The sequence below is a fragment of the Paraburkholderia flava genome (assembly GCF_004359985.1).
In the GTDB taxonomy this organism is placed as follows: domain Bacteria; phylum Pseudomonadota; class Gammaproteobacteria; order Burkholderiales; family Burkholderiaceae; genus Paraburkholderia; species Paraburkholderia flava.
The window spans coordinates 884,308-907,751 of sequence record NZ_SMRO01000002.1 but is presented as its reverse complement, the minus strand read 5'-3'; the positions used below and the strand labels follow the sequence as shown (position 1 = coordinate 907,751).

The following is a 23,444-nucleotide window of genomic DNA, read 5'->3' as shown; positions in this document are numbered from 1 at the left end:
TGCATTCAGCGGCGCGGTACGTCGCGGCGCACGCGCACCGGAACCAGTTGCGGCGCGCTGCGCATCCGGCGCAGCAGATCGCGCGACGCGGCAACGCCGACCAGCGCGAGCACGACGGCGATGCCGATCATCAGGTTCGTGTCCATGATTCCCTCTTCGTTTCGATGTGTTCAGTATGAAAAGCTGCGCGCGGTGCGATACAAAACCCCGCGCGGTTAACTACACGTTAGCAGGCCCGTTCGCGCGAGGAAGTAAGCAAGTGTTGCACCGAACCATCGGCCTGTCACACCTGCCTGCTCTCAGGTCCGCGCGAACCGCTTCAGCCCATCGGTATCCGCTGCAAACGTCGCCGGCAATTCGTCGCGCAGAAACTCGACCCACGTGCGGATCTTCGCGTCCAGATACTGCCGCGACGGGTACAGCGCATACAGGTTCATCTCCTGCGACATGAGCGGCGGCAGCACCCAGACGAGCTCGCCGCTGCGCAGCCCACCGATCGCCGAATACAGCGGAATCAGTCCGATGCCCATCCCCTCTCGCACCGCCACCACCAGCGCCTCGGCGACATTGACCTGAAACGTCGCCGGGCCAAGTGTGACGGTCTGCTGGCCGTCGGGGCCGTCGAACGTCCATTCGTCGGCGGGAAAGACAGGCGTCACCATGCGCATGCACACGTGATTCTTCAGATCGGCCGGTGTTTGCGGCACGCCGTAGCGTTCGAGATAAGCCGGCGACGCGCACGCGATGCTGAACACCGCGCCCAGTCGTTGCGACACGAGCCCCGAATCGGGCAGGCCGGTCGCGAGCGTAAGCGACACGTCGAAACCTTCGTCGAGCAGATCGGGCATCCGCTGCGCGAGCGTCAGTTCGACCTGCACGTCCGGATAACGCTGCTGATAGCGACCGACCGCCGGCACGACGTAGTGCTGTCCGAAGCTCGTCATCGCGTGGACCTTCAGCTTGCCGGACGGCCGCGCGTGCGCGTCGCTCGCTTCGGCTTCGGCCTGATCGACGTACGCGAGGATCTGTTCGCAGCGCTGCAGATAGCGCTCGCCGGCCTCGGTCAGCGCGATGCGGCGCGTCGTGCGGTTCAAGAGCCGGGTGCGCAGATGCGCTTCGAGATCGGACACCGCGCGCGACGCGTAGGCTGTCGTCGTATTGAGGTACTGCGCGGCACCGGTGAAGCTGCCCGCTTCGACGACGCGGACAAATACGCGCATATTCTGAAGCGTATCCATATCGATTCCTTGCTGGGACGCTCAGATTGTTGCATGGTTTGTGAAAACGATTATCTCAAGATCGGTAAGAATGCTTCGCACTTTTACGGGTTATTCGTTAATCGCCCCGAAAATATAATGCGACGCAGGGTTCTATCGCATTCACGGAGGAAATCGTGCAGTCTCCGGTACGAATTGGGGTCGCCGCAGCAGCGGTTCTTACGATCTCGTTGATAATCGCTGGCTGTGCCAGCACCGGAGGCGTCGCGCCGCAAACCAGTGCGACCGATCCGTCGTCGCTCGACGCCGGCGCCGCCATTCGCGCCGCCGCTGCCGACGCGCACTGGCCGACCGCCGGGTGGTGGCACGCCTACGGCGATCCGCAGCTGAACGCGTGGATCGACACCGCCGAAGCCGGCAGTCCGACGCTCGCGGTTGCGCAGGCGCGCGTTCGCGAAGCGCAGTCGATGGCCGGCGTCGCCGCCGCCGCGCTCGCGCCGCAGATCAACGGCAACCTGTCGATCCAGCGACAGCACTGGCCGGAAAACGTCTACTACGGTCCCGGTCCGCTGTCGAACGCGAACACGTGGAACAACACCGGCACGATCGGTCTGTCGTACAGCCTCGACCTGTGGGGCCGCGACCGGAATGCAGCCGAACGCGCGCTCGATCTCGCGCATGCGCGCGCCGCCGATGCCCGCGCCGCGCAACTCGAACTCGAAGCGAACGTCGTGCGCGCGTATATCGACATGTCGATGAACTACGCGCTGCTCGACATCGCGAAGGCGACCCGCGACCAGCAGCAGCAGATTCTCGCGCTCGCGCAGCGGCGTCTGAAGGGCGGCCTCGGCACGCAACTCGAAGTGAGCCAGGCCGAAACGCCGCTGCCCGACGACGAACGCCAGATCGACTCGCTCGAAGAATCGATCGCACTGAATCGCAACCAGCTTGCCGCGCTTGCGGGCAAGGGCCCGGGTGCCGGCGATGCGCTCACGCGTCCGCAACTCGCGCTGACCACGCCGGCCGGCCTGCCGTCGGTGCTGCCCGCCGAATTGATCGGTCACCGGCCCGATGTCGTCGCGGCACGCTGGAGCGTCGCCGCGCAGGCACGCGGCATCGACGTCGCGAAGGCCGACTTCTATCCGAACATCGATCTGCTTGGCTCGCTTGGCGGCTTCGCGGCGGCCGGTCCGTTGTTCCAGTTCCTGCGTTCGGCGAACGGCGGCTGGACTGCCGGCCCGGCGCTGTCGCTGCCGATCTTCGACGGCGGACGGCTGCGCTCGCAGTTGGGCGCAGCATCGGCGGGCTACGACGAAGCGGTCGGCCAGTACGACCAGACGATCGTCCGTGCGCTGAAGGAAATCGCCGACCAGGTCGTCCGGATGCGCTCGCTCGACACGCAGGCGAAGGACGCGCAGCGTTCGGTCGACGTCGCGCGACGCAACTACACGCTGTCGCGCGAAGGCTACCGGCGCGGGCTGACCGATTACCTGAACGTGCTGGTCGCGCAGAACCAGTTGCTGCATGCGCAGGAAGGCGTCGCGCGGATCGCGGCCGAACGTCTCGCCGCGCACGCGACGCTGGTTGCCGCATTGGGCGGCGGTCTCGCCGATCCGTCTGACGGCCCGGCCCCAGCCGACACGCTGCCCGCTCACGGCAAGAAGAGCGGCACGCCCACGCCCGCCGCTCAGCCGGCAAGGTAAGCGGAGCCGCCAATGTCCACGACACCCTCTCCGACTCCGCGCGTCGCTCCATTCGCCGCCTTCCTCGCAGCCGCCGCCGACTGGGCCCGCACCGACGGCCGCACGTGGCTCTACATGGCGAAGGCCATCGGCGCATCGCTGCTCGCGCTCGGCATCGCGATGAAGCTCGATCTGCCGCAGCCGCGTACCGCGATGACGACCGTGTTCATCGTGATGCAGCCGCAAAGCGGGATGGTGTTCGCGAAGAGCTTCTACCGGATCTGCGGCACGCTCGTCGGGCTTGTCGTGATGCTCACGTTGATCGGCCTGTTCGCACAGCAGCGGGAACTCTTCATTCTCTCGACCGCGATCTGGGTCGGCATCTGCACCGCAGGGGCCGCACGCAATCGCAACTTCCGTTCGTACGGCTTCGTGCTCGCCGGCTATACGGCCGTGCTGATCGGCATCCCGGCGTCACAGAATCCGGACGGCGCGTTTCTCTCTGCGCTCACGCGGGTCACCGAAGTCGTCCTGGGGATTCTCTGCGCGGGCGCCGTCAGCGCGCTGGTGTTTCCCCAGCATGCGGGCGAGCAGATGCGCACGACCATCCGTGCGCGCTTCTCGTCGTTCGTCGACTACGTGTCCGCGACGCTGTCGGGACAGGTCGACCGCACGCAGGTCGAAGCGACCAACGCGCGCTTCGTCGCCGACATCGTCGGCTTCGAGGCGACCCGCAGCGTCGCGGTCTTCGAAAGCCCCGACTCGCGGATGCGCAGCGGCCGGCTCTCGCGACTGAACAGCGAGTTCATGGCCGCGTCGACGCGCTTTCACGCGCTGCATCAGTTGATGAACCGGCTGCACGACAGCGGCGCGACCGTCACGATCGACGCGCTCGAACCGTACTTCAAAGAGATCTCGCCGCTGCTGCAGAAGTCGGGCGAACCGGTGCGCACCGCCGCCGACGCCGTCCACGCCGCCCGTCAGCTCGACGCATACAAGGCGGATTTGCCGAAGCGCGTGCGCGCGACGCGCGCCACCCTCGAAACGCGCGCCGACGTACCGCTGCTCGACTTCGACACGGCCGCCGAACTGCTGTACCGCTTCATCGACGATCTGCACGCGTACACCGCGACCTACGCGTCGCTCGCAGTCGATACGCACGAACGCGAGCGCTGGATCGAGCGCTACGAGCCGAAGACCAATTCGATTGCCGCGGCTGTGTCCGGCGTGCGAGCCGCGATCGTGATGATCGTGCTCGGCGTGTTCTGGATCGCGACCGCATGGCCGAGCGGCGCGACGCTGCTGCTGAACGCGGCGACGACGACGGCGCTCGCCGCATCGTCGCCGTACCCGACGCGCACCGCGTTCCAGATGGCCGCCGGTACGGTGCTCGCATCGGTGCTGGGGTACGTGATCGTGTTCGACGTGTATCCGCACATCGACGGCTTCCCGCTGCTGTGCGCCGCGCTCACGCCGTTCCTGCTGCTCGGCTCGTTCATCACGACGAAGCCGAAGCTCGCCGCGTACGGGATGGGCTACTGCATCTACATCTGCTTTCTCGCCGGTCCGGACCTCGTGATCCACTACGATCCGATGAGCTTCCTGAACGACGCACTGGCGCTGATGCTGTCGATGGCGGTGGCGGCAATCGCGTTCGCCGTGCTGCTGCCGCCGTCGACGCCGTGGCTGCGCAATCGCCTGTTCGCGGATCTGCGCGGCCAGGTGGTGTTCGCATGCCGCGCGCGGCTCTCGGGTCTGCGCACACGCTTCGAGAGCGGCGCGCGCGATCTGATGTTCCAGATCAATGCGCTCGCCGAAAGCGAACCGGAACTGCGGCGCGACACGCTGCGCTGGCTGTACGCGGTGCTCGAAGCGGGCAATGCGGTGATCGATCTGCGGCGCGAGATCGACGGGTTGCCGGCCGACGCGCGCTACGCCGAAACGATGCCGTGGCGTGCCGCGATCCTCACGATGCGGCAGCGGATCGTCGCGCTGTACGGCAAGCCGCGTGCAGATCGGCTCGACGCCGCGCTCGCCGCGACCGCCGATGCAATCGCCGCCGTCCAGCAGATGCTCGCCACCTTCACGCCGCCGCGCGACGAGCGACATCAACTGCAACGCATTCTGAGTCACCTGCATTTCATCCGTACCGCGCTGCTCGATCCGCAGTCGCCGCTCGCCGAACTGGTCGGCGGCGCACGCGATTCGAACGGCCCGGACGACGCCACCCGCGAAGGAGCCCGCCATGCCCCGTGAGATTGCCGTCTTCGACGCCTACGTACCGGCCGTCGTGCTGCTGTTCATCGCCGGCGCGATGCTGACCTGGGTGCTCGACCGGCTGGTCGCCCTGACGGGCGTCTACCGTTTCGTGTGGCACCCCTCCCTGTTCCGGGCGAGCCTGCTCGTCTGTGTGTGCGGCCTGTTGGGCCTCGCCGTTTATCGTTGATCAGAGTCGAATCATGACCATCCGAAATCTCCTGGGCTTCGTCGCGACAGCCGTCATCTTCATCGTCGCGATCCTGATCGGCCGCGCGCTGTGGATTCACTACATGGACGAGCCGTGGACCCGCGACGGCCGCGTGCGCGCCGAAGTCGTCAACATCGCGCCGGACGTGTCGGGCGCCGTCGTCGAACTGCCGGTGCACGACAACCAGCTCGTGAAGAAAGGCGACCTGCTGATGCAGATCGATCCGTCGCACTACCAGATCGCCGTCGAACAGGCGCAGGCCGCCGTCGCCGCGAGCAAGGCCACCCTGCAGATGCGTCGCGACGACGCGCAGCGCCGTGCCGATATGGACAGCCTCGTCGTCTCGAAGGAAAACCGCGAGAACGCGTCGCACTCGGCGACCGCCGCCGAAGCGCAGTATCAGCAGGCGCTCGCCGCGCTCGATGCCGCGAAGCTGAATCTCGAACGCACGCGCGTCGTGTCGCCGGTCGACGGCTACGTGACGAACCTGTCGGTGTTTCGCGGCGACTACGCGACCGCCTCCGTCGCGAAGCTCGCGATCGTCGACAGTCACTCATTCTGGGTGTACGGATACTTCGAGGAAACCAAGCTGCCACGCGTGAAGATCGGCAACAAGGCGGAGATCCGCCTGATGAGCGGCGGTGTGCTACATGGGCACGTCGAGAGTATTTCGCGCGGCATCTACGACCGCGACAATCCGCAGAGCCGCGAACTGCTCGCCGACGTGAACCCGACGTTCAACTGGGTGCGGCTCGCGCAGCGCGTGCCGGTGCGCATTCACATCGACAGCGTGCCGGACGGGCTGGTGCTGTCGGCGGGCACGACGTGTACCGTGGTCGTGTCGCCGAGCTAAATGAAGCGCTGTTGGGCAGCGTTAAGCGTGTAGCCGGAACTTGCCCACGAGTTGCTTGAGCGCGCGCGCCTGATCGTCGAGCGAGCGCGCCGCCGCAGTAGCTTCTTCGACGAGCGCCGCGTTCTGCTGCGTGCCTGAATCCATCTGCGTGACGGCGAGATTGATCTCCTCGATGCCCGCGCTCTGCTCTGCGGACGCCGCCGAAATCTCGCCCATGATGTCGGTGACGCGCTTCACCGCCTTCACCACTTCGTCCATCGTCTGACCCGCATCCTGCGCGAGCGTCGAGCCGTTCGACACGCGCTCGACCGATGCGCTGATCAGCGTCTTGATCTCTTTCGCGGCGGCCGCACTGCGCTGCGCGAGATTGCGCACCTCGCCCGCGACGACCGAGAAGCCGCGCCCTTCCTCACCCGCGCGCGCCGCTTCGACGGCTGCGTTCAACGCAAGAATGTTGGTCTGAAACGCGATGCCTTCAATGACGCCGATGATGTCGCGGATACTCTTCGCGCTGTCGTTGATCTGGCCCATCGTCGCGACCACGCGACTCACCACCGCGCCGCCCTTCTCCGCGATCTCCGATGCGTTGTACGCGAGCGTGCTCGCCTGCTTCGCGTTGTCCGCGTTCTGACGCACCGTCGACGTCAGTTCTTCCATGCTGCTCGCGGTACGCTCGAGTGCCATCGCCTGCTGTTCGGTGCGCTGCGACAGATCGAGATTGCCCATCGAGATTTCGCCCGACGCGAGCGCGATCGCTTCCGCGCTCGCCGCGATGCCGGACACCGTCGTCGACAGTCCGCCCTGCATGTCGCGCAACGCGGACAGCATGCTCGACGTGTCGCGACGGCCGAGCGCGATCTCGTTCGACAGATCGCCCGATGCGATGCGGCTCGCGATTTCCTTCGCGTAGACCGGCTCGCCGCCGAGCTGCCGCGCGAGCCGCCGCACCACCCATTCGCTGATGACGAACGCGAGTACGATCAGCGCGACGGTCATCCCGGCGATCATCACGAACGACGAACGAAAGATGAAGGCCGACGCATCGATGGTCGCCTTCGCGGCGGTGCCGCGCTGCTCGACGAGCGTATCGACGAGTTTTTCGAGCTTGCCCGTTTCGACGAGCAACGACACGTCCTGCGTGCCGACCTGCCAGTTCATCTGCGACAGATCGAGTGGCTGCGCTTTCACGAGCTTCACGAAATCGCGCAGATGGCCGCTCCACACGCCGACCGCCGTCGCGAACGCCCTCTGCTCCGCGACCGCTTTCGCATCCGACGGATCGACGTAGTGCTGCAGCGTCGTGAGCTGGGTGCCGATCGCGTTCAGACCGCTTTCGATGTCGGCGCCGAGGTCGTCGCGTTCCTTTGCCGTGGTGGCCGTCAGCAGCATCTTCTGCGCGCGGCTTGCACGCAGCACGTAGCCGCGTGTTTCCTCGGCAGCGCGGCTCGCGACGTGTCCCTGATCGTAGATCGAACGGGTCGAACCGTTGAGCCGGCTGATCTGCGTCAGCGAGAACACGCCGATCGCGAGCGTGCCGATCAGCAGCACCGCGAACGCGAGACGCAGTGTCGTCTTGACGGACATGCCCTTCAGCCGTCCACCCGACGTGCCGCCGCTGTTCGATTGCGATGCGTCCCCGGCCGACTCGCCATCCGGAACGAACCCCGCGCCCGGCTGGCTACCCAGCGAAACTGCTTTCATATTTTTTACCCTCACGTGTCGGGCACCGGAAAGGTCTGTTCCGGCATTCCGGCCTGTCTTTCCGGGTCTACGGCATATGTGGTGCGTATCTTTAGCCGCGCCTCCCGCACACGACAGCCCGGTCCCGGGGACGCCGCTTCGTGGGCCGCGCACCCGCGACCGCTTTATACATGGCCAAAATTCGCGTGACGTAGTCGGGCGTGCCCGCCACTTGCGGACCGCTCGTGCGACAACCGCTCCTTTTCGCGAAGACAGCGCGCGTGCTATAGACCTCCGGACCGATGCGACCTGTGCGATGTTCATTCAACGGCCAATCGACGGCCGCCCCTATCCGTCCATGTCCGATCTGCGACAAAGTTTGGCCGGACAATTCATGCGAGCCACATTAAACTTGCATGAAACATAGCCTGAACGATTACCCGCCGGTCAATGCGTCGCGACGTCGCAGCGAGGAGATACCGGTCCTCTCTTACTTTCTTCAGATCAATATGGAAACCAGCCTCGACAAGCGCACGCTGGCCGGCGGCACCGCCCCGGCGAACGCCGCCGGCAGTCCGGCGGCCAAGGTGCAGCGCACTGTGTATTCGGTGCTCGGTGCGATCAGCTTTTCGCATCTGCTGAACGACATGATCCAGTCGCTGATCCTCGCGATCTATCCGATGCTGAAGGACAACTTCTCGTTGTCGTTCGGACAGATCGGGCTGATCACGCTGACTTACCAGATCACCGCATCGATGCTGCAGCCGCTCGTCGGCATGTACACGGACAAGCATCCGAAGCCGTATTCGCTGCCGGTCGGCATGGGCTTCACGCTGGCGGGTCTGCTGCTGATGTCGGTCGCGCCGAACTTCGGTGTGCTGCTGGTTGCGGCGGCGCTGGTGGGTTGCGGATCGTCGGTGTTTCATCCGGAGTCGTCGCGGGTTGCGCGGATGGCATCGGGCGGCCAGCACGGTCTCGCGCAGTCGCTGTTCCAGGTCGGCGGAAATGCGGGCTCGTCGCTTGGACCGTTGCTCGCGGCGCTGATCGTGATTCCGCATGGACAGCGCAGCATCGCGTGGTTCTCGGTGGCGGCGCTGGTCGCGATGGTCGTGTTGACGCAGATCGGCCGCTGGTACAAACGGCATCCGGCGACGAAGAAGGCGCGCGGCGCGCAGGCCGGTCATCCGGTGCTGTCGCGCGGCAAGGTGATGGGCGCGATGGGCGTGCTGATCCTGCTCGTGTTCTCGAAGTACTTCTATCTTGCGAGCATCAACAGTTACTTCACGTTCTATCTGATCGACAAGTTTCATCTGTCGGTGCAGACGGCGCAGATCCATTTGTTTGTGTTCCTCGCGGCCGTTGCGGCGGGCACGATTGCGGGCGGGCCGATTGGCGACCGGATCGGGCGCAAGTATGTGATCTGGGTGTCGATTCTGGGTGTTGCACCGTTCACGTTGCTGTTGCCTTATGCGAATCTGTTCTGGACTAGCGTGCTGACGATTGTGATTGGGCTTGTGCTTGCTTCGGCGTTTTCCGCGATTCTCGTGTATGCGCAGGAGTTGATTCCTGGGAACGTGGGGATGGTGGCCGGGTTGTTTTTTGGGTTTGCGTTTGGGTTAGGGGGTATTGGTGCTGCGGTGCTTGGGCAGCTCGCCGACGCTACCAGTATCGGGTATGTGTATAAGGTTTGTTCGTTCCTTCCGTTGATTGGGGTGTTGACTGTGTTTTTGCCGGATATGGAGAGGAAAGTAGCTGCTTGAGATTGCTGGCGCGGCGCGGTTTTTTGCCGCCGGCGGGTTTAGAGTTGTTTTGCGGCGCATGGCTTTGTTGGCATGCGCCGTGTTGTTTTTGGTTTTGCTTGTTGTTTGCCTGTGCAGGTGGCTTTCTAGTTTGTGCCTCGCGGCGCGGGTGTTGCTGTTTGCTTTTCTGTTTTTCTGTTTTTCTGTTTTTCCGCGCGGCGGTGCTTATTCGCGCCTCGCGGCGCAGGCGTTGCCCCTGTGCGGGGCGGCACCTACTTTTCTTTGCAGCGGCAAAGAAAAGTAGGCAAAAGAAAGCCGCCGACACGAAGCTTCTCCTTTCCGTGTGTGACCCCAGTGGCACTCGCCTAAGTGGGCGCCACGCCCACCCTGCTTAGTGGTCCGAGACGAGATCCGCCCTCGCGCCGCTTACCCTCGTGACAAGGCAGTCATCCGTTCCGGCGGGCTTCGCCGCCGAAGGGCATAACCCCTCTGCTTAATGTCATCGCATAGCGCGTGCGACCACTGCATGAAACCATATCTTCGCGGCGCGGTAGCTCAACGCGGTCACGCTCACGCTTTGCCTCTGCCTGCACTTTGCCTCTGCCTTCAATCTCCCAGATGGTTTCCCAAGCAGACCCGTCCGCGCGCACGCAGTGCGCTGCGGGATGTGCGGGCGCCTTGTCACTTCGGGTTATGGTGCGAGTGACGATCTCGTCTCGGACCACTACACTGTGTGAGCGTGGTGCCCACTTAGGCGAGTGCCACTGGGGGCATCACGCGGAAAAGACCTGGTAACGTGTCGAGCGGCTTTCTTTGCCTACTTTCTTTGCCGCGGCAAAGAAAGTAGGTGCCGCCCCGCACAGGGGCAACGCCTGCGCCGCGAGGCGCAAATTAGCACCGCCGCGCGGGAGGACAGAAAAGCACACGCAAGAAAAAAGCAACGCTCGCGCCGAGAAGCAAAAAATTGCAGCCGCCGGCACAGGCAAAACCACAAGCAAAACCACAGACAGAACAGAACGAACCAGCACAGCACCCGGGAGGCCCACCAGATGCCAGTCAGCTACCAGGATTTCCACCGCCGCTCCATCGAAAACCCCGAAGCCTTCTGGCGCGAAGAAGCAAATCGCATTCACTGGGAAACACCATTCGATACTGTCCTCGACCGCTCGAATCCCCCCTTCGCCCGCTGGTTCTGCGGCGGTCGCACGAACCTCTGCCATAACGCCGTCGACCGGCATCTCGCCGATCGCGCGCAACAGAACGCGCTCGTCTACGTATCAACCGAAACAGGCATCGAGCGCCGCTACACCTACGCCGAACTGCACGCCGAAATCAACCGGATGGCCGCTTCGATGCGCTCGCTCGGCGTGCAGCGCGGCGATCGCGTGCTGATCTATCTGCCGATGATCCCCGAAGCCGTGTTCGCGATGCTCGCGTGCGCGCGGCTCGGTGCAGTTCACTCGGTCGTGTTCGGCGGCTTCGCAGCACCGAACCTCGCCGCGCGGATCGACGACGCCAAGCCCGTACTCATCGTCACCGCCGACGCCGGCGCGCGCGGCGGCAAGGTCATCGACTACACGCCACTCGTCGACGAAGCGCTCGCGCGTGCCACGCACAAACCGCCGCACGTGCTGCTGATCGATAGGCAACTCGCGCCCGAACGGCTCGACGCCAGCTATCTCGTCGACTACGAACCGCTACGTGAGCAGTTTTTCAACGCGCACGTACCGTGCGAATGGCTCGAATCTAACGAGCCGTCGTACGTGCTGTACACGTCCGGCACAACGGGGCGGCCGAAAGGCGTGCAGCGCGATGTCGGCGGCTATGCAGTGGCGCTCGCAGCATCGATGGAATACATCTTCGGCGGACGGCCCGGCGATACGATGTTCACCGCGTCGGACATCGGCTGGGTGGTCGGCCACAGCTATATCATCTACGCGCCGCTGCTCGCGGGTCTCACGACGGTGATGTACGAAGGCACGCCGATCCGTCCCGACGGTGGCATCTGGTGGCGGCTCGTCGAGCAGCATCGGATCAATCTGATGTTCACCGCGCCGACCGCGATCCGTGTGCTCAAGAAGCAGGATCCGGCGCTACTGAAACAGGCGGATCTGTCGAGCCTGCGCACGCTGTTCCTCGCCGGCGAACCGCTCGACGAACCCACTGCTTCGTGGATCGGCGACGCGCTCGGCAAACCAGTCGTCGATAACTACTGGCAGACCGAAACCGGCTGGCCGATGCTCGCGATCCAGCGCGGCATCGAAGCACTGCCGCAAAAGCTGGGGTCGCCCGGCGTGCCGGTCTACGGCTACAACCTGACACTACGCAACGAGCACACCGGCGAGCCGTGCGCGCCCGGCGAAAAAGGCGTCATCTCACTTGGCTATCCGCTGCCGCCCGGCTGCATGACGACGGTGTGGGACGACGATGCGCGTTTCGTCGATACGTACTGGTCGAACGTGCCGAATCAAACCGTGTACTCGACGTTCGACTGGGGCGTGCAGGATGAAGACGGCTACGTGACGATCCTCGGTCGCACCGACGACGTGATCAACATCGCGGGCCATCGTCTCGGCACACGCGAAATCGAGGAAGCGTTGTCGGGTCACGCAGCGGTCGCGGAAGTCGCGGTGGTCGGCGTGACGGATGCGCTGAAGGGGCAGGTCGCGCTCGCGTTCGTCGTGCTGCGCGACACGGCGCCGTTCGCATCCGACGATGCGCGCCGCACGCTCGAAGCGCAATTGACCATGACGGTGGACCGGCATCTCGGCGCGATTGCGCGACCGGCGCGTGTGCATGTGGTATCGATGCTGCCGAAGACGCGTTCGGGCAAGCTGCTGCGCCGCGCGATAGCGGCGCTCGCGGAAGGCCGCGATCCCGGCGATCTGCCGACTATCGAAGATCCGGCCGCGTTGCAGCAGATTCGCGACGCGTTGCAGATTTAGGGTGGTGCGTGGCGTAGCAGCGCGGCGTTCGTGAACAACGATCGATGCGCCGTCGCCGCGACGCACACATGCACGCACGCGAAAAATCGGTCGCGCGTCAGCGCAACGACGTTGCGTAAGCGCGCAGGAAGTGCTGCAGCATCTCCGTCGAATACGCGCCGGCGATATCGGTCAGGAAAGTCTTGAACGAAGCCGGCGCATGCGCGTCGCGCGTGGCAGATGTCGAGCGGGACATAGACAGCAGCGCCGCTACATCACCGCAAGCTATCCGCGTAGCTACGCAAAAACCGCTGCAAAATCCCCGTCGAATACGCACCGGCGATATCGGTCAAGAAGGTCTTGAACGAAGCCGGCGCATGCGCGTCCGCGGTATCGGAAATCGTCCGCACGACTGCGCACGGCACGCCGTACTCGTAGCAGACCTGCGCGATCGCCGCGCCTTCCATCTCGACCGCGAGCGCATCGGGCAACGCGTCGCGCAGCGCTTCGACTTCCGCCGCGCTCGCGACGAAGCGGTCGCCGCTGATCACGAGCCCGCGATGCACGCACGCCTGCTGCGTGCCGAAGCGTGTCGCAAGCGACGCGCCCTCTTCCGCGACGAAACGCTCGCACGCCTCCGCGAGTCGAGCGGCAAGCGCAGCATCGGCGTTAAAGCGCGACACGCCGAGCAACGGCACTTCGTAGCGAGGAAAAATCGGCGATGCATCGAGATCGTGCTGCAGCAGCGCATCGGACACGACGATGTCGCCGATCCGAACCGCGCGTCCGACACCGCCCGCGACCCCGGCGAACACCACCGCGTCGACATCGAATGCGTGAATCAGCGCGCTCACCGTCGCGGCCGCCGCGACCTTCCCGACACGCGCGAGCGTCACCACGCACGACACGCCGTGCACGGTGCCCACGTGATAGTCGCGTCGCCCGTGCGTGACGGTGCGCATGCCGCCGTCCGCGCGCATCGATGCGATCAGATCGCCGAGTTCTTCGGGCAGCGCCGCGAGTACACCGAGCGGTCGGCGAGCCGTGTTGTTCGTTTCCATCATCGCCGCACTCATTCGACCGCCTGCAGTTTCGCGACCGCCAGTGCGAGCCACTTCTCGCCGTGCCGCTTGAATTTCACCTGCGCCTTCGCGTCGGTGCCGCCGCCTTCGAGCGCGGTGATCGTGCCCTCACCGAACTTCGTATGGAACACCTGCTGACCGACACGGAAGCCGCTTTCCGCCGCGCGCTGCGCGTTCGCAAACGCGGGCAGCGGCGCGCTGACCGCCGGATCGCTGTATTCGCGCTGACGGTCAGGCCGCGAGAACCAGTCGCGTCCATAGCCCGCGTTGTCGGAACGACCGCCCCACCGCGCGCCGGCCTCGACCTTCGGCGTGAGCCACTTCAACGTCTCTTGCGGCAGTTCGTCAAAGAAGCGCGATCGGATGTTGTAGCGCGTCTGTCCGTGCAGCATCCGGCTCTGCGCAAACGACAGATACAGCCGCTCCTTCGCGCGTGTGATCGCGACGTACATCAGCCGGCGCTCTTCTTCGAGGCCATCGGATTCGATCGCGCTGTTCTCGTGCGGGAAAAGCCCTTCTTCGAGGCCCGTGATAAACACGGCGGTGAATTCGAGTCCCTTCGCGGCGTGCACGGTCATCAACTGCACGGCGTCCTGGCCGGCCTGCGCCTGGTTGTCGCCGGCTTCGAGCGATGCATGCGACAGGAAGCCCGCGAGCGGCGTCATCGTATCGGGATTCTGCGCGGGATCGGTGATCTCGGCGGCATCGAGCACGATCACGCCACCATCGTCCGTTTCGAGTTCCGGCGCGGACGTCGCGCCCGGACGCAGCGGAATCGAACGGGCCGGTGTGTCGAGTCCATAGCCCGCTTCGCTGACGAACGCCGCCGCAGCGTTGACCAGTTCCTGCAAGTTCTCCAAACGGTCCTGACCTTCGCGCTCGTTCTGATAGAAATCCGCGAGACCGCTCGCACGCACGACGTACTCGACCGTTTCGGGCAGGCTCATCTGCTGCGTTTCCGCGCGCATCTTCGCGATCAGGTTCGCGAACGCACTGAGACTCGAACCCGCCTTGCCGGCCACATACACGATCGCCGCAGCCATCGAGCAGTTGTAGCTACGCGCGGCATCGGCGGCCTGTTCGATCGAACGCGCACCGATGCCGCGCGTCGGGAAATTGACGACGCGTGCGAACGCGGTGTCGTCGTTCGGATTGTCGATGAGCCGCAGATACGCGAGCGCATGCTTCACTTCCTGGCGCTCGAAGAAGCGCAGGCCGCCATACACGCGATACGGAATGCCCGCGTTGACGAGCGTGTGTTCGATCGTGCGCGACTGCGCGTTGCTCCGGTACAGCACGGCGACTTCGCCGCGCGAGAGCCCGGTGTCGAGCAGCGCGCGAATCTCTTCGACGATCCAGCCGGCTTCCTGCGAATCGGTCGCGGCCTCGTACACGCGCACCGGCTCGCCGTGGCCTGCGTCGGTACGCAGATTCTTGCCAAGCCGCTTTGAATTGTTCGCGATCAGCTGGTTCGCCGCATCGAGAATATGGCCGTGCGAACGGTAGTTCTGTTCGAGCTTGATCAGGTTGCGGACGTTGAACTCGTTCTCGAAGTCGCGCATGTTGCCGACGTTCGCGCCACGGAACGCATAGATGGACTGGTCGTCGTCGCCGACCGCGAAGATTGCGTTGCTCGCGCCCGCGAGCATCTTGAGCCACGCGTACTGCAGCTTGTTCGTGTCCTGGAACTCGTCGACGAGGATGTGACGGAAGCGCGCCTGATAGTGCGCACGCAGCGGCGGATTGTGCGCGAGCAGTTCGTAGCAGCGCAGCAGCAGCTCCGGAAAATCGACGACGCCTTCGCGCTGGCACTGCTGGTCGTACGCTTCGTACAGCTCGACGAACTTGCGGTTGAAGTTGTCGGTCGCGTCGACGTCCTTCGGCCGCAGTCCCTGCTCCTTCGCGTTGTTGATGAAGTACTGCAGGTTCTTCGGCGGATATTTCTCGTCGTCGATATTGAGGCCCTTCATCAGGCGCTTGAGCGCCGACAGCTGATCGGCGGTATCGAGAATCTGGAACGTTGACGGCAGCGCCGCGTCGCGATGATGCGCGCGCAGCATCCGGTTGCACAGGCCGTGGAACGTGCCGATCCACATGCCGCGCGTGTCGATCGGCAGCAGCGCCTGCAGACGCGACATCATCTCGCGCGCGGCCTTGTTCGTGAACGTCACCGCGAGAATCGTCATCGGCGACGCGTAGCCCTGCTGGATCAGCCACGCGATCCGCGTGATCAGCACGCGTGTTTTGCCGCTGCCGGCACCGGCCAGAATCAGGGCCGGTTCGTTGGGCAACGTGACGGCGGCGTGTTGTTCGGGGTTCAGATTCGCGAGCAGTTCGGGCATGGGTGCTGGAGGGAAACGGCTGGTGGCGGCAGATGGCGGGCGGATCGGGATGTCGTGCTGACCGCGTGCGGACAGGTCGTTCGACATTATATGTCCCGCGCCTTCGCGCGGCTCGCCGCCCTGCGTGTCGCCCTGCATGTCGCCCTACGTATCGCACGTGCGGCGCTCGAAAAAGAGCGCCCTCGCCGTCGCGACAACCCCGCCCCTGCGCCCGAAGGCCGGTTTGCCGCGCACTCCCTTTATAATTCAAGGTTCCAGGCACCTTTCCACGCATTCAGAGCAGATCCCCATCCATGAGCGACAGCACGCTTGCCAAGAGTTTCGAGCCCCAGACCATCGAGGCCCATTGGGCACCCGAGTGGGAAAAACGCGGCTACGCCGCCCCTGCCTTCGAGCCGGGCAGCAAGAATTTCTCGATCCAGTTGCCGCCGCCGAACGTCACGGGCACGCTGCACATGGGCCACGCGTTCAACCAGACGATCATGGACGGCCTCGCGCGCTATCACCGGATGCTCGGCGAGAACACGCTGTGGGTGCCCGGCACCGATCACGCGGGTATCGCGACGCAGATCGTCGTCGAACGGCAGCTCGATGCGCAGGGCGTCTCGCGGCATGACCTCGGCCGCGAGAAATTCGTCGAGCGCGTGTGGGAATGGAAGCAGCAGTCGGGCTCGACGATCACGGGCCAGGTGCGCCGCCTCGGCGCATCGATCGACTGGTCGCGCGAATACTTCACGATGGACGACAAGATGTCGGCCGCCGTGCGCGACGTGTTCGTGCAGCTGTACGAACAGGGCCTCATCTATCGCGGCAAGCGGCTCGTGAACTGGGACCCGGTGCTGCTCACCGCGGTGTCAGACCTTGAAGTGGTCAGCGAGGAAGAAGACGGCCATCTGTGGCACATCCAGTATCCGCTCACACAAGGTAGCGGCCATCTGACGGTCGCAACGACGCGCCCCGAAACGATGCTCGGCGACGTCGCGGTGATGGTGCATCCGGAAGACGAGCGCTACGCGCATCTGATCGGACAGACCGTGAAGCTGCCGTTGAGCGATCGCGAGATCCCGATCATCGCCGACGACTACGTGGACCGCGAGTTCGGCACCGGCGTCGTGAAGGTCACGCCCGCGCACGACTTCAACGACTATCAGGTCGGCCAGCGCCACGGTCTGCCGCAGATCGAGATTCTGACGCTCGACGGCAAGATCAACGACAACGCGCCGGAGAAATATCGCGGCCTTGACCGCTTCGCCGCGCGCAAGCAGGTGGTTGCCGATCTCGAAGCGACCGGTGCGCTCGAATCGGTGAAGCCGCACAAGCTGATGGTGCCGCGCGGCGATCGTACGGGCGTCGTGATCGAACCGATGCTCACCGATCAATGGTTCGTCGCGATGAGCAAGCCGGCACCGGAAGGCACGTTCAATCCGGGCAAGTCGATTGCCGAAACCGCGCTCGACGTCGTGCGCAACGGCCAGATCCGCATGGTCCCGGAGAACTGGACGTCGACCTACTACCAGTGGCTCGAAAACATTCAGGACTGGTGTATCTCGCGGCAGTTGTGGTGGGGTCACCAGATTCCCGCGTGGTACGGCGAGAACGGCGAGATCTTCGTCGCGAAGGACGAAGCGGCCGCGCGCGAACAGGCTACCGCGAAGGGCTACACCGGCGCGCTGAAACGCGACGACGATGTGCTCGACACGTGGTTCTCGTCGGCGCTCGTGCCGTTCTCGTCGCTCGGCTGGCCGCAGGAAACGCCTGAATTGAAGGCGTTCCTGCCGTCGTCGGTGCTCGTCACCGGCTTCGACATCATCTTCTTCTGGGTCGCGCGGATGGTCATGATGACCACGCACTTCACCGGCAAGGTGCCGTTCGATACGGTCTACGTGCACGGCCTCGTGCGCGACGCCGAAGGCCAGAAGATGTCGAAGAGCAAGGGCAACACGCTCGACCCGATCGACATCGTCGACGGCATCGGTCTCGATGCGCTCGTCGCGAAGCGCACCACCGGGCTGATGAATCCGAAGCAGGCCGCGTCGATCGAAAAGAAAACCCGCAAGGAATTCCCCGACGGCATCCCCGCGTTCGGCACCGACGCGCTGCGCTTCACGATGGCGTCGATGGCGACGCTCGGCCGCAACATCAACTTCGATCTCGCGCGCTGCGAGGGCTATCGCAACTTCTGCAACAAGCTGTGGAACGCGACGCGCTTCGTGCTGATGAACTGCGAAGGCCAGGACTGCGGCTTCGGCAAACCCGGCGACTGTGCGCCAGGCGATTGCGGTCCCGGCGGCTACACGGATTTCTCGCAGGCGGATCGCTGGATCGTGTCGCATCTGCAGCGCGTCGAAGCGGACGTCGCGAAGGGCTTCGCCGACTACCGTTTCGACAATGTGGCGAATGCCATATACAAGTTCGCGTGGGACGAATACTGTGACTGGTATCTCGAACTCGCGAAGGTGCAGTTGCAGACCGGCGCGCCCGAACAGCAGCGCGCGACGCGACGCACGCTGCTGCGCGTACTCGAGACAGTGCTGCGGCTCGCGCATCCGGTGATCCCGTTCATCACCGAAGCGTTGTGGCAGAAAGTCGCGCCGCTGACGGACCGTTATCCGGCCGGGCAAACGGAAGGCGAAGCATCGATCATGGTGCAGCGCTACCCGGTCGCCGAGCCGAAGAAAATCGACGAGGCGGCCGAGCAATGGGTGGCCGACCTGAAGGCGACGATCGACGCATGCCGCAACCTGCGCGGCGAAATGAACCTGTCGCCGGCAACGAAGGTGCCGCTGCTCGTCACCGGCAACGCCGATCGTCTGCGCTCGTTCGCGCCGTACGTGCAGGCGCTCGCGCGACTGTCGGAAGTGCAGATCATCGCGGACGAGGCAACGCTCGACGCCGCAGCCCATGGCGCGCCGTTTGCTATCGTAGGGAATGACAAGCTCGTGCTGAAGGTCGAGATCGATATCGCGGCTGAGCGCGAACGTCTGTCGAAGGAAATTGCGCGGTTGACCGGGGAAGTGTCGAAAGCGGATGCGAAGCTGCAGAACGAGAGCTTCGTCGCAAAGGCCCCGCCGGCCGTGGTGGAGCAGGAACAGCGACGGCTCGCGGAGTTTCGCAGCACGCTCGAGAAGCTCGGCGCCCAGCTCGCGCGTCTGCCGGGCTAACTCCCGCCGCGCGACAGGTCACGTAACCAGGGTAACCAAGAAGATCAGGGTAATCACATGCTAAAAGTTACAAAAGCTGTCTTTCCGGTAGCAGGTCTGGGCACCCGGTTCCTGCCGGCCACGAAGGCGAGCCCGAAGGAAATGCTGCCGATCGTCGACAAGCCGTTGATCCAGTATGCGGTCGAGGAAGCGATGGCCGCCGGCATCACCGAAATGATCTTCGTCACGGGCCGCAGCAAGCGTGCGATCGAAGATCACTTCGACAAGTCGTATGAGATCGAAGCTGAACTCGAAGCGCGCGGCAAGGTGAAGCTGCTCGAACTCGTGCGCAGCATCAAACCGAGTCACGTGGACTGCTTCTATGTGCGTCAGCCGGAAGCGCTCGGTTTGGGTCATGCGGTGCTGTGCGCGGAGAAGCTGGTCGGCGACAACCCGTTCGCCGTGATTCTCGCGGACGATTTGCTGTACGGCACGCCGCCGGTGATGGCGCAGATGATCGAGGTGTTCGACCACTATCACAGCTCCGTGATCGGCGTCGAAGAAATTCCGCCATCGGAGACGAAGTCGTACGGGATCGTCGACGGCAAGGAGTGGGAGGATTCGATCATCAAGATGTCGGGCATCGTCGAGAAGCCAGCACCGGACGTCGCGCCGTCGAACCTCGGTGTGGTCGGACGCTATGTGCTGAAGCCGCGCATCTTCGAACATATCCGCGCGCTGAAGCCGGGTGCGGGCGGTGAACTGCAACTCACCGACGCGATCCAGTCGCTGCTCGCCGACGAACAGGTGCTCGCGTACAAGTATCACGGCACGCGTTTCGATTGCGGCAGCAAGCTGGGGTATCTGAAGGCGACTGTCGAATTCGCGTTGCGGCATCCGGAAGTTGCCGCCGAGTTCGAAGCGTATTTGCGCAACCGTTCGCCGGTGCTTGAAGGGTAGTAAGCGACGTTCTTATCGTTTTCTTCTCATGCGCGAAGGTCTGTGTCCGTACACGACCTTCGTGCTGTCTCCCCCCTCTCCCGCCCTGTCCTGCGTCAGCCCCATTTCCCCTGGTCGTCAGACTCGCCCCGGCGATTCGACGGCGTCGCGCCGCCTCCTGAAATCTGGTCGAAGCTGCGATCCGCGATGCGTTGACCGAGCATCGCGAGATCGACGTCGGTCGACGCCGAGATCAACGCATACACCAGCTCACCCTGACGCCACGTGACGACGTGCATGCCGTTCGCGGTCTGTCGCGCGATCGGCTGATCGGGGCCGGGCTGCTTCATCACGCACAGCGCGACCGGCTCGCCGCGCGCCGGCAGATAGACAAGCTGCACGAGCGGCCTGCCGTTAAAAGTCAGCCGCTGGATCTCGCTGAACTTCATGCCGGCATCGCGCAGATCCGGCACGCGCAGCGCGAGACGGTCGTCGCGGCGTACTGCGTCGATCGTGTGCGAGACCGCATCGGGATCGGGCCGCGCATCGGCGACGGTCGCGCGCGAATAGAGCTGCAGATAACCGGTCGCGGCCTGCACCCAGGGCGTCGGCATGCCTGCGCCGTCGGGTGCGAAGCGCAGCACTGCGCCGATGCAGAACGCGCCCGCGACGAACGCCACCGCGAGCCACGCGGGCGCAATGCGCAGCCGCGAACGGATCGGTGTTTGAGGTTGGGAGGATGTGTCCGGGCCGACTGCGTCGTTGCCGCTTTCGGCGTAATGCTGGCCCTGCTGGCCATGCTGGCCGTGGTCCGCACGCGCATCGCTGCGCGGTGCATGCTGACGCGCGAGTTCGTCGATGCGGGCCGCGAGCGCGGGCGGAACAGGCGGCAGGTTCTGATGCGCGAACGCGTCGCGCACGCCACGATAAGGCAGCCGCGACGCTTCGAGTTGCGCGACGCATTCCGCGGCGTCGGATGAACCGGCGATCTCGCGTTCGACGTCGTCGCGCTCGTCCATCGACAGCGTACCGTCGACGTAAGCCATCAACCGTGCTTCGTCCATGCTCATGGACCCGTTCCCTGCCCGTTCATGCCACTCGTTCCGTTGTTGCGTCGCTTGTTACGTCATTCATTACGTCGTTCTCGACATTTTCGCTCGTCTCGGGGCTCCGAAGCGAGCACCGATCGTCTGCCGCGCACGCGACAGCCGGCTCATCACCGTGCCGATCGGCACGCCGAGCGCATCGGCGGCTTCCTGGTAGCTCAACCCTTCGACGGCCACCAGCAGCATCACCGCGCGCTGCGCATCGGGCAACTGCTGCACTTCGCGGATGATCTGCGCATGCATCGCCTCGGCCAGCGGATCGCTCGCGGTTTCGTCCGCGACTGAATCGACGAGTTCGTCGTCCCACTCGACCCGCGAACGCTGCCTGACCCGCCGCGCGCGCAACTCGTTGAGCCACATCGTATGCAGGATCGAAAACATCCAGCTGAGCGGCGCAGTATCCGGCTGCAGATGATGCGTGCGTTCGAGTGCCCGCAGACAGGATAGTTGCACAAGATCCTCCGCGTCGTGCGTGTCGTCCGACAGGCGGAGCGCGAACGCCCACAGCCTCGGCAGCATCTGCGGGAGCGCTTCCACCAGCGCGGAGCCCGCGCCTATAACAGGTCCGGCCATGATCGTGCCTGTGTCCTTTTAGCGAGTTCCGATGGGGTCAGTCGGTGCGTGGTTCGCGAGACGCGCCGGACAAGTCCGACGGTTCGATCCACGCTTTCACCGTGGCGATCCAGGCGGTCCATCCGTGCGATGAATCGCCCTGCCGTGCCTGTGCTTCTTCGCCGATGCGACGGCGAAACGATTCCGCGTAAACCGTCGAACGCGCCGCGAGCAGCGGATCGTTCGATGCAGCGATGCCGGCCGGCAGCACCAGCGGATCGAAGTTGACGTCGCGGCACGGTCCATCGACCTGCGCCTGCACACGATCGATCACCAGCGTCCCTGCATCGATCTCGCGATGCAGACCGTCGTCGGGCCATGCGCGCGTCGCGTCGTCGAGCGGATCGCCGGGCCGTGCTTCGGTCAGTACGAGATGCCAGCGCACCGGACCCTGCGCGACGTCGTGTGCAAGCTCATGCGCGAGAAAATCGGGATCGTCGGTCGGCGCATCGCTCACCGGCTGATACGCGCGCTGCGGTTCGACGCGCCAGCGCACCGCATGCGTCGCGCCTGCTGTGTCGGTGAGGCGAAACGAATCGATGCTGTAGTACGCGGCATTGTCGAAACCCGACGACGGCGGATGCCCGCGTTCCCAGTCGAGCAGCGCGCGCGTTTCCGGATGCCGTTGCTGGAACGCGTCGAGTCGCGCGGGATCGGCGCGGCCCGTGCGCGGATCGGGTCGCGATGCATCGAGCTGTTCGAGCACGGCCTGCGGCGTCGCGACCATGAACACCGGTGCGGAATTCATCGCTGTGCGCCACTGCTCGCCGTTTTTCAGTCTGAACAGCAGTGCGAAGCTGCGCACCGTGGTGTCGACGTCTTCCTGCTGCGGGTTGCCGCCCGGCGCAGAGAAGCGACCGATCACCGGCACGCTGCCGCGCCCGAACACCGACGCATGCGACAGCCCAGCGCCCTGCCCATCGCTATCGAAATGCCCGCTCACGCAGACGCCCTTCGCGTGATTGCGCCGGAAGCCCGGATGACGTCCGCTGTCGCGTTCGAACTGATTGACGATGCGTACGGGGGTCGGGACATTTTCGGCGCGCACGTGCAGCGCCACCGTGAACAGCGCGCCCGCCACGACGGTCGTGCTGACGGCCGCGACCGCGTAGAACCGGCGGCGGGTCCGCCGGACAGGTCGTGGGGGCACAGCTGGATCTTGCGGGTAGTGCATCGGGTCAACCCCGTTAGTGCAGTAACGATCTTGCATGGAACCGCAGCAGGCATGGTGCATCGCACGAACGTGCACTTTTGCTCGCCGGGTGGGCCACTATATTGCCACACGCTTTCAATTCTTAGATAAGCGATATGTAGATGTGCGACGGAAACGTGCGCGGGAATAAAGATCGCGAGTGCAGTGTTTTATTTGTAGAGGGATGCGATGCGTGAAGCGTCGCGGGAAGAAGCCGTGTTGTGGTGTGCGGCGTGGTTCTTTTCGGTCCGGCATCGTGCTGCCGGACGCGTGCTGTTACTTCTGCACAAACGCAATCGCTATCGCTATCGCTATCGCTATCGAAGCCGACGTCATCGCTTCGATGCTCACACAGCTGTGCACAGGCTGCTCGTTCGCTCACGCGACGAACGCCCAAAAATCTCCGCTACACGCGATCGCAGAGTCGCAGGCTCCGACGCTATCTCCATGCATCCATGCGATTCGCGAG

17 protein-coding genes are annotated in these 23,444 nt (G+C 64.4%); 8 read left to right on the top strand and 9 right to left on the bottom strand.

The genetic code is table 11. The features are described from left to right. Positions 1–5: 5 nt before the first annotated feature. Positions 6–146: a hypothetical protein gene (locus E1748_RS31495; protein WP_166653572.1), complete on the bottom strand. Its 141-nt coding sequence runs from the start codon at positions 144–146 to the stop codon at positions 6–8. 153 nt (positions 147–299) lie between these two features. Continuing rightward, the gene (locus tag E1748_RS15500; protein WP_133648085.1) at positions 300–1,238 is read right to left on the bottom strand and encodes a LysR family transcriptional regulator; all 939 of its coding nucleotides are present in this window, start codon (positions 1,236–1,238) and stop codon (positions 300–302) included. A 155-nt stretch (positions 1,239–1,393) separates the two neighbouring features. Between E1748_RS15500 and E1748_RS15495 the strand changes: the two genes are divergently transcribed. Genes E1748_RS15495 through E1748_RS15480 form a run of 4 tightly spaced genes read left to right on the top strand, consistent with a single transcriptional unit; the run spans position 1,394 to position 6,219 of the window. Then, complete coding sequence (locus E1748_RS15495) at positions 1,394–2,920, top strand: efflux transporter outer membrane subunit (RefSeq protein ID WP_133648084.1); 1,527 nt, start codon at positions 1,394–1,396, stop codon at positions 2,918–2,920. 12 nt (positions 2,921–2,932) lie between these two features. Then, complete coding sequence (locus tag E1748_RS15490) at positions 2,933–5,155, top strand: FUSC family protein (protein ID WP_133648083.1); 2,223 nt, start codon at positions 2,933–2,935, stop codon at positions 5,153–5,155. Further along, the gene (locus tag E1748_RS15485) at positions 5,145–5,345 is read left to right on the top strand and encodes a DUF1656 domain-containing protein (RefSeq protein ID WP_133648082.1); all 201 of its coding nucleotides are present in this window, start codon (positions 5,145–5,147) and stop codon (positions 5,343–5,345) included. The genes E1748_RS15490 and E1748_RS15485 overlap by 11 nt, the downstream gene beginning before the upstream one ends. A gap of 13 nt (positions 5,346–5,358) precedes the next feature. Continuing rightward, complete coding sequence (locus E1748_RS15480) at positions 5,359–6,219, top strand: efflux RND transporter periplasmic adaptor subunit (protein WP_133648081.1); 861 nt, start codon at positions 5,359–5,361, stop codon at positions 6,217–6,219. Positions 6,220–6,240: 21 nt separating this feature from the next. Here the strand turns inward: E1748_RS15480 and E1748_RS15475 are convergent, their stop codons facing one another. Continuing rightward, entirely contained in the window at positions 6,241–7,920 is a 1,680-nt protein-coding gene (locus tag E1748_RS15475; RefSeq protein ID WP_133648080.1) for a methyl-accepting chemotaxis protein, read from the bottom strand. A 488-nt stretch (positions 7,921–8,408) separates the two neighbouring features. On the opposite strand from E1748_RS15475, the gene E1748_RS15470 reads away from it, so the two are divergent. Both E1748_RS15470 and E1748_RS15465 read left to right on the top strand, forming a co-directional pair. Next, a complete protein-coding gene (locus tag E1748_RS15470) occupies positions 8,409–9,659 on the top strand; it encodes an MFS transporter (protein ID WP_133649378.1) in 1,251 nt (416 codons plus the stop codon). Positions 9,660–10,396: 737 nt separating this feature from the next. Then, the gene (locus E1748_RS15465; RefSeq protein ID WP_240766635.1) at positions 10,397–12,583 is read left to right on the top strand and encodes a propionate--CoA ligase; all 2,187 of its coding nucleotides are present in this window, start codon (positions 10,397–10,399) and stop codon (positions 12,581–12,583) included. A gap of 97 nt (positions 12,584–12,680) precedes the next feature. Here the strand turns inward: E1748_RS15465 and E1748_RS31490 are convergent, their stop codons facing one another. Genes E1748_RS31490 through E1748_RS15455 form a run of 3 tightly spaced genes read right to left on the bottom strand, consistent with a single transcriptional unit; the run spans position 12,681 to position 15,986 of the window. Further along, positions 12,681–12,818, bottom strand: coding sequence for a hypothetical protein (locus tag E1748_RS31490; protein ID WP_166653571.1), 138 nt, complete (start codon positions 12,816–12,818; stop codon positions 12,681–12,683). A 19-nt stretch (positions 12,819–12,837) separates the two neighbouring features. Beyond that, positions 12,838–13,623 carry a 5'-methylthioadenosine/adenosylhomocysteine nucleosidase gene (locus tag E1748_RS15460; protein ID WP_133649375.1) on the bottom strand — a complete coding sequence of 262 codons (786 nt, stop codon included), beginning with the start codon at positions 13,621–13,623 and terminating at the stop codon, positions 12,838–12,840. Positions 13,624–13,634: 11 nt separating this feature from the next. Beyond that, positions 13,635–15,986 carry a UvrD-helicase domain-containing protein gene (locus tag E1748_RS15455; RefSeq protein WP_133649376.1) on the bottom strand — a complete coding sequence of 784 codons (2,352 nt, stop codon included), beginning with the start codon at positions 15,984–15,986 and terminating at the stop codon, positions 13,635–13,637. Positions 15,987–16,279: 293 nt separating this feature from the next. Between E1748_RS15455 and E1748_RS15450 the strand changes: the two genes are divergently transcribed. Both E1748_RS15450 and galU read left to right on the top strand, forming a co-directional pair. Beyond that, positions 16,280–19,147: a valine--tRNA ligase gene (locus tag E1748_RS15450; protein ID WP_133648079.1), complete on the top strand. Its 2,868-nt coding sequence runs from the start codon at positions 16,280–16,282 to the stop codon at positions 19,145–19,147. A gap of 57 nt (positions 19,148–19,204) precedes the next feature. After that, a complete protein-coding gene (gene galU, locus E1748_RS15445) occupies positions 19,205–20,086 on the top strand; it encodes a UTP--glucose-1-phosphate uridylyltransferase GalU (RefSeq protein ID WP_133648078.1) in 882 nt (293 codons plus the stop codon). A gap of 95 nt (positions 20,087–20,181) precedes the next feature. On the opposite strand, the gene E1748_RS15440 is transcribed toward galU, so the two are convergent. The 3 genes from E1748_RS15440 to E1748_RS15430 form a co-directional block, all read right to left on the bottom strand. Next, complete coding sequence (locus tag E1748_RS15440) at positions 20,182–21,135, bottom strand: anti-sigma factor family protein (protein WP_133648077.1); 954 nt, start codon at positions 21,133–21,135, stop codon at positions 20,182–20,184. Between the two features lie 63 nt (positions 21,136–21,198). After that, positions 21,199–21,744, bottom strand: coding sequence for an RNA polymerase sigma factor (locus E1748_RS15435; protein WP_133648076.1), 546 nt, complete (start codon positions 21,742–21,744; stop codon positions 21,199–21,201). 37 nt (positions 21,745–21,781) lie between these two features. Continuing rightward, positions 21,782–22,957 carry a catalase family peroxidase gene (locus tag E1748_RS15430; RefSeq protein WP_133648075.1) on the bottom strand — a complete coding sequence of 392 codons (1,176 nt, stop codon included), beginning with the start codon at positions 22,955–22,957 and terminating at the stop codon, positions 21,782–21,784. Positions 22,958–23,444 lie beyond the last annotated feature (487 nt).

Coding starts and splice junctions, on each gene's coding strand:
- E1748_RS15430 (WP_133648075.1), bottom strand. CDS start 22,957: ATGCACTACCCGCAAGATCCAGCTGTGCCCCCACGACCTGTCCGGCGG.
- E1748_RS15490 (WP_133648083.1), top strand. CDS start 2,933: ATGTCCACGACACCCTCTCCGACTCCGCGCGTCGCTCCATTCGCCGCC.
- E1748_RS15480 (WP_133648081.1), top strand. CDS start 5,359: ATGACCATCCGAAATCTCCTGGGCTTCGTCGCGACAGCCGTCATCTTC.
- E1748_RS15435 (WP_133648076.1), bottom strand. CDS start 21,744: ATGGCCGGACCTGTTATAGGCGCGGGCTCCGCGCTGGTGGAAGCGCTC.
- E1748_RS31490 (WP_166653571.1), bottom strand. CDS start 12,818: ATGTCCCGCTCGACATCTGCCACGCGCGACGCGCATGCGCCGGCTTCG.
- E1748_RS15470 (WP_133649378.1), top strand. CDS start 8,409: ATGGAAACCAGCCTCGACAAGCGCACGCTGGCCGGCGGCACCGCCCCG.
- E1748_RS31495 (WP_166653572.1), bottom strand. CDS start 146: ATGGACACGAACCTGATGATCGGCATCGCCGTCGTGCTCGCGCTGGTC.
- E1748_RS15450 (WP_133648079.1), top strand. CDS start 16,280: ATGAGCGACAGCACGCTTGCCAAGAGTTTCGAGCCCCAGACCATCGAG.
- E1748_RS15485 (WP_133648082.1), top strand. CDS start 5,145: ATGCCCCGTGAGATTGCCGTCTTCGACGCCTACGTACCGGCCGTCGTG.
- E1748_RS15475 (WP_133648080.1), bottom strand. CDS start 7,920: ATGAAAGCAGTTTCGCTGGGTAGCCAGCCGGGCGCGGGGTTCGTTCCG.
- galU (WP_133648078.1), top strand. CDS start 19,205: ATGCTAAAAGTTACAAAAGCTGTCTTTCCGGTAGCAGGTCTGGGCACC.
- E1748_RS15440 (WP_133648077.1), bottom strand. CDS start 21,135: ATGAGCATGGACGAAGCACGGTTGATGGCTTACGTCGACGGTACGCTG.
- E1748_RS15455 (WP_133649376.1), bottom strand. CDS start 15,986: ATGCCCGAACTGCTCGCGAATCTGAACCCCGAACAACACGCCGCCGTC.
- E1748_RS15460 (WP_133649375.1), bottom strand. CDS start 13,623: ATGGAAACGAACAACACGGCTCGCCGACCGCTCGGTGTACTCGCGGCG.
- E1748_RS15500 (WP_133648085.1), bottom strand. CDS start 1,238: ATGGATACGCTTCAGAATATGCGCGTATTTGTCCGCGTCGTCGAAGCG.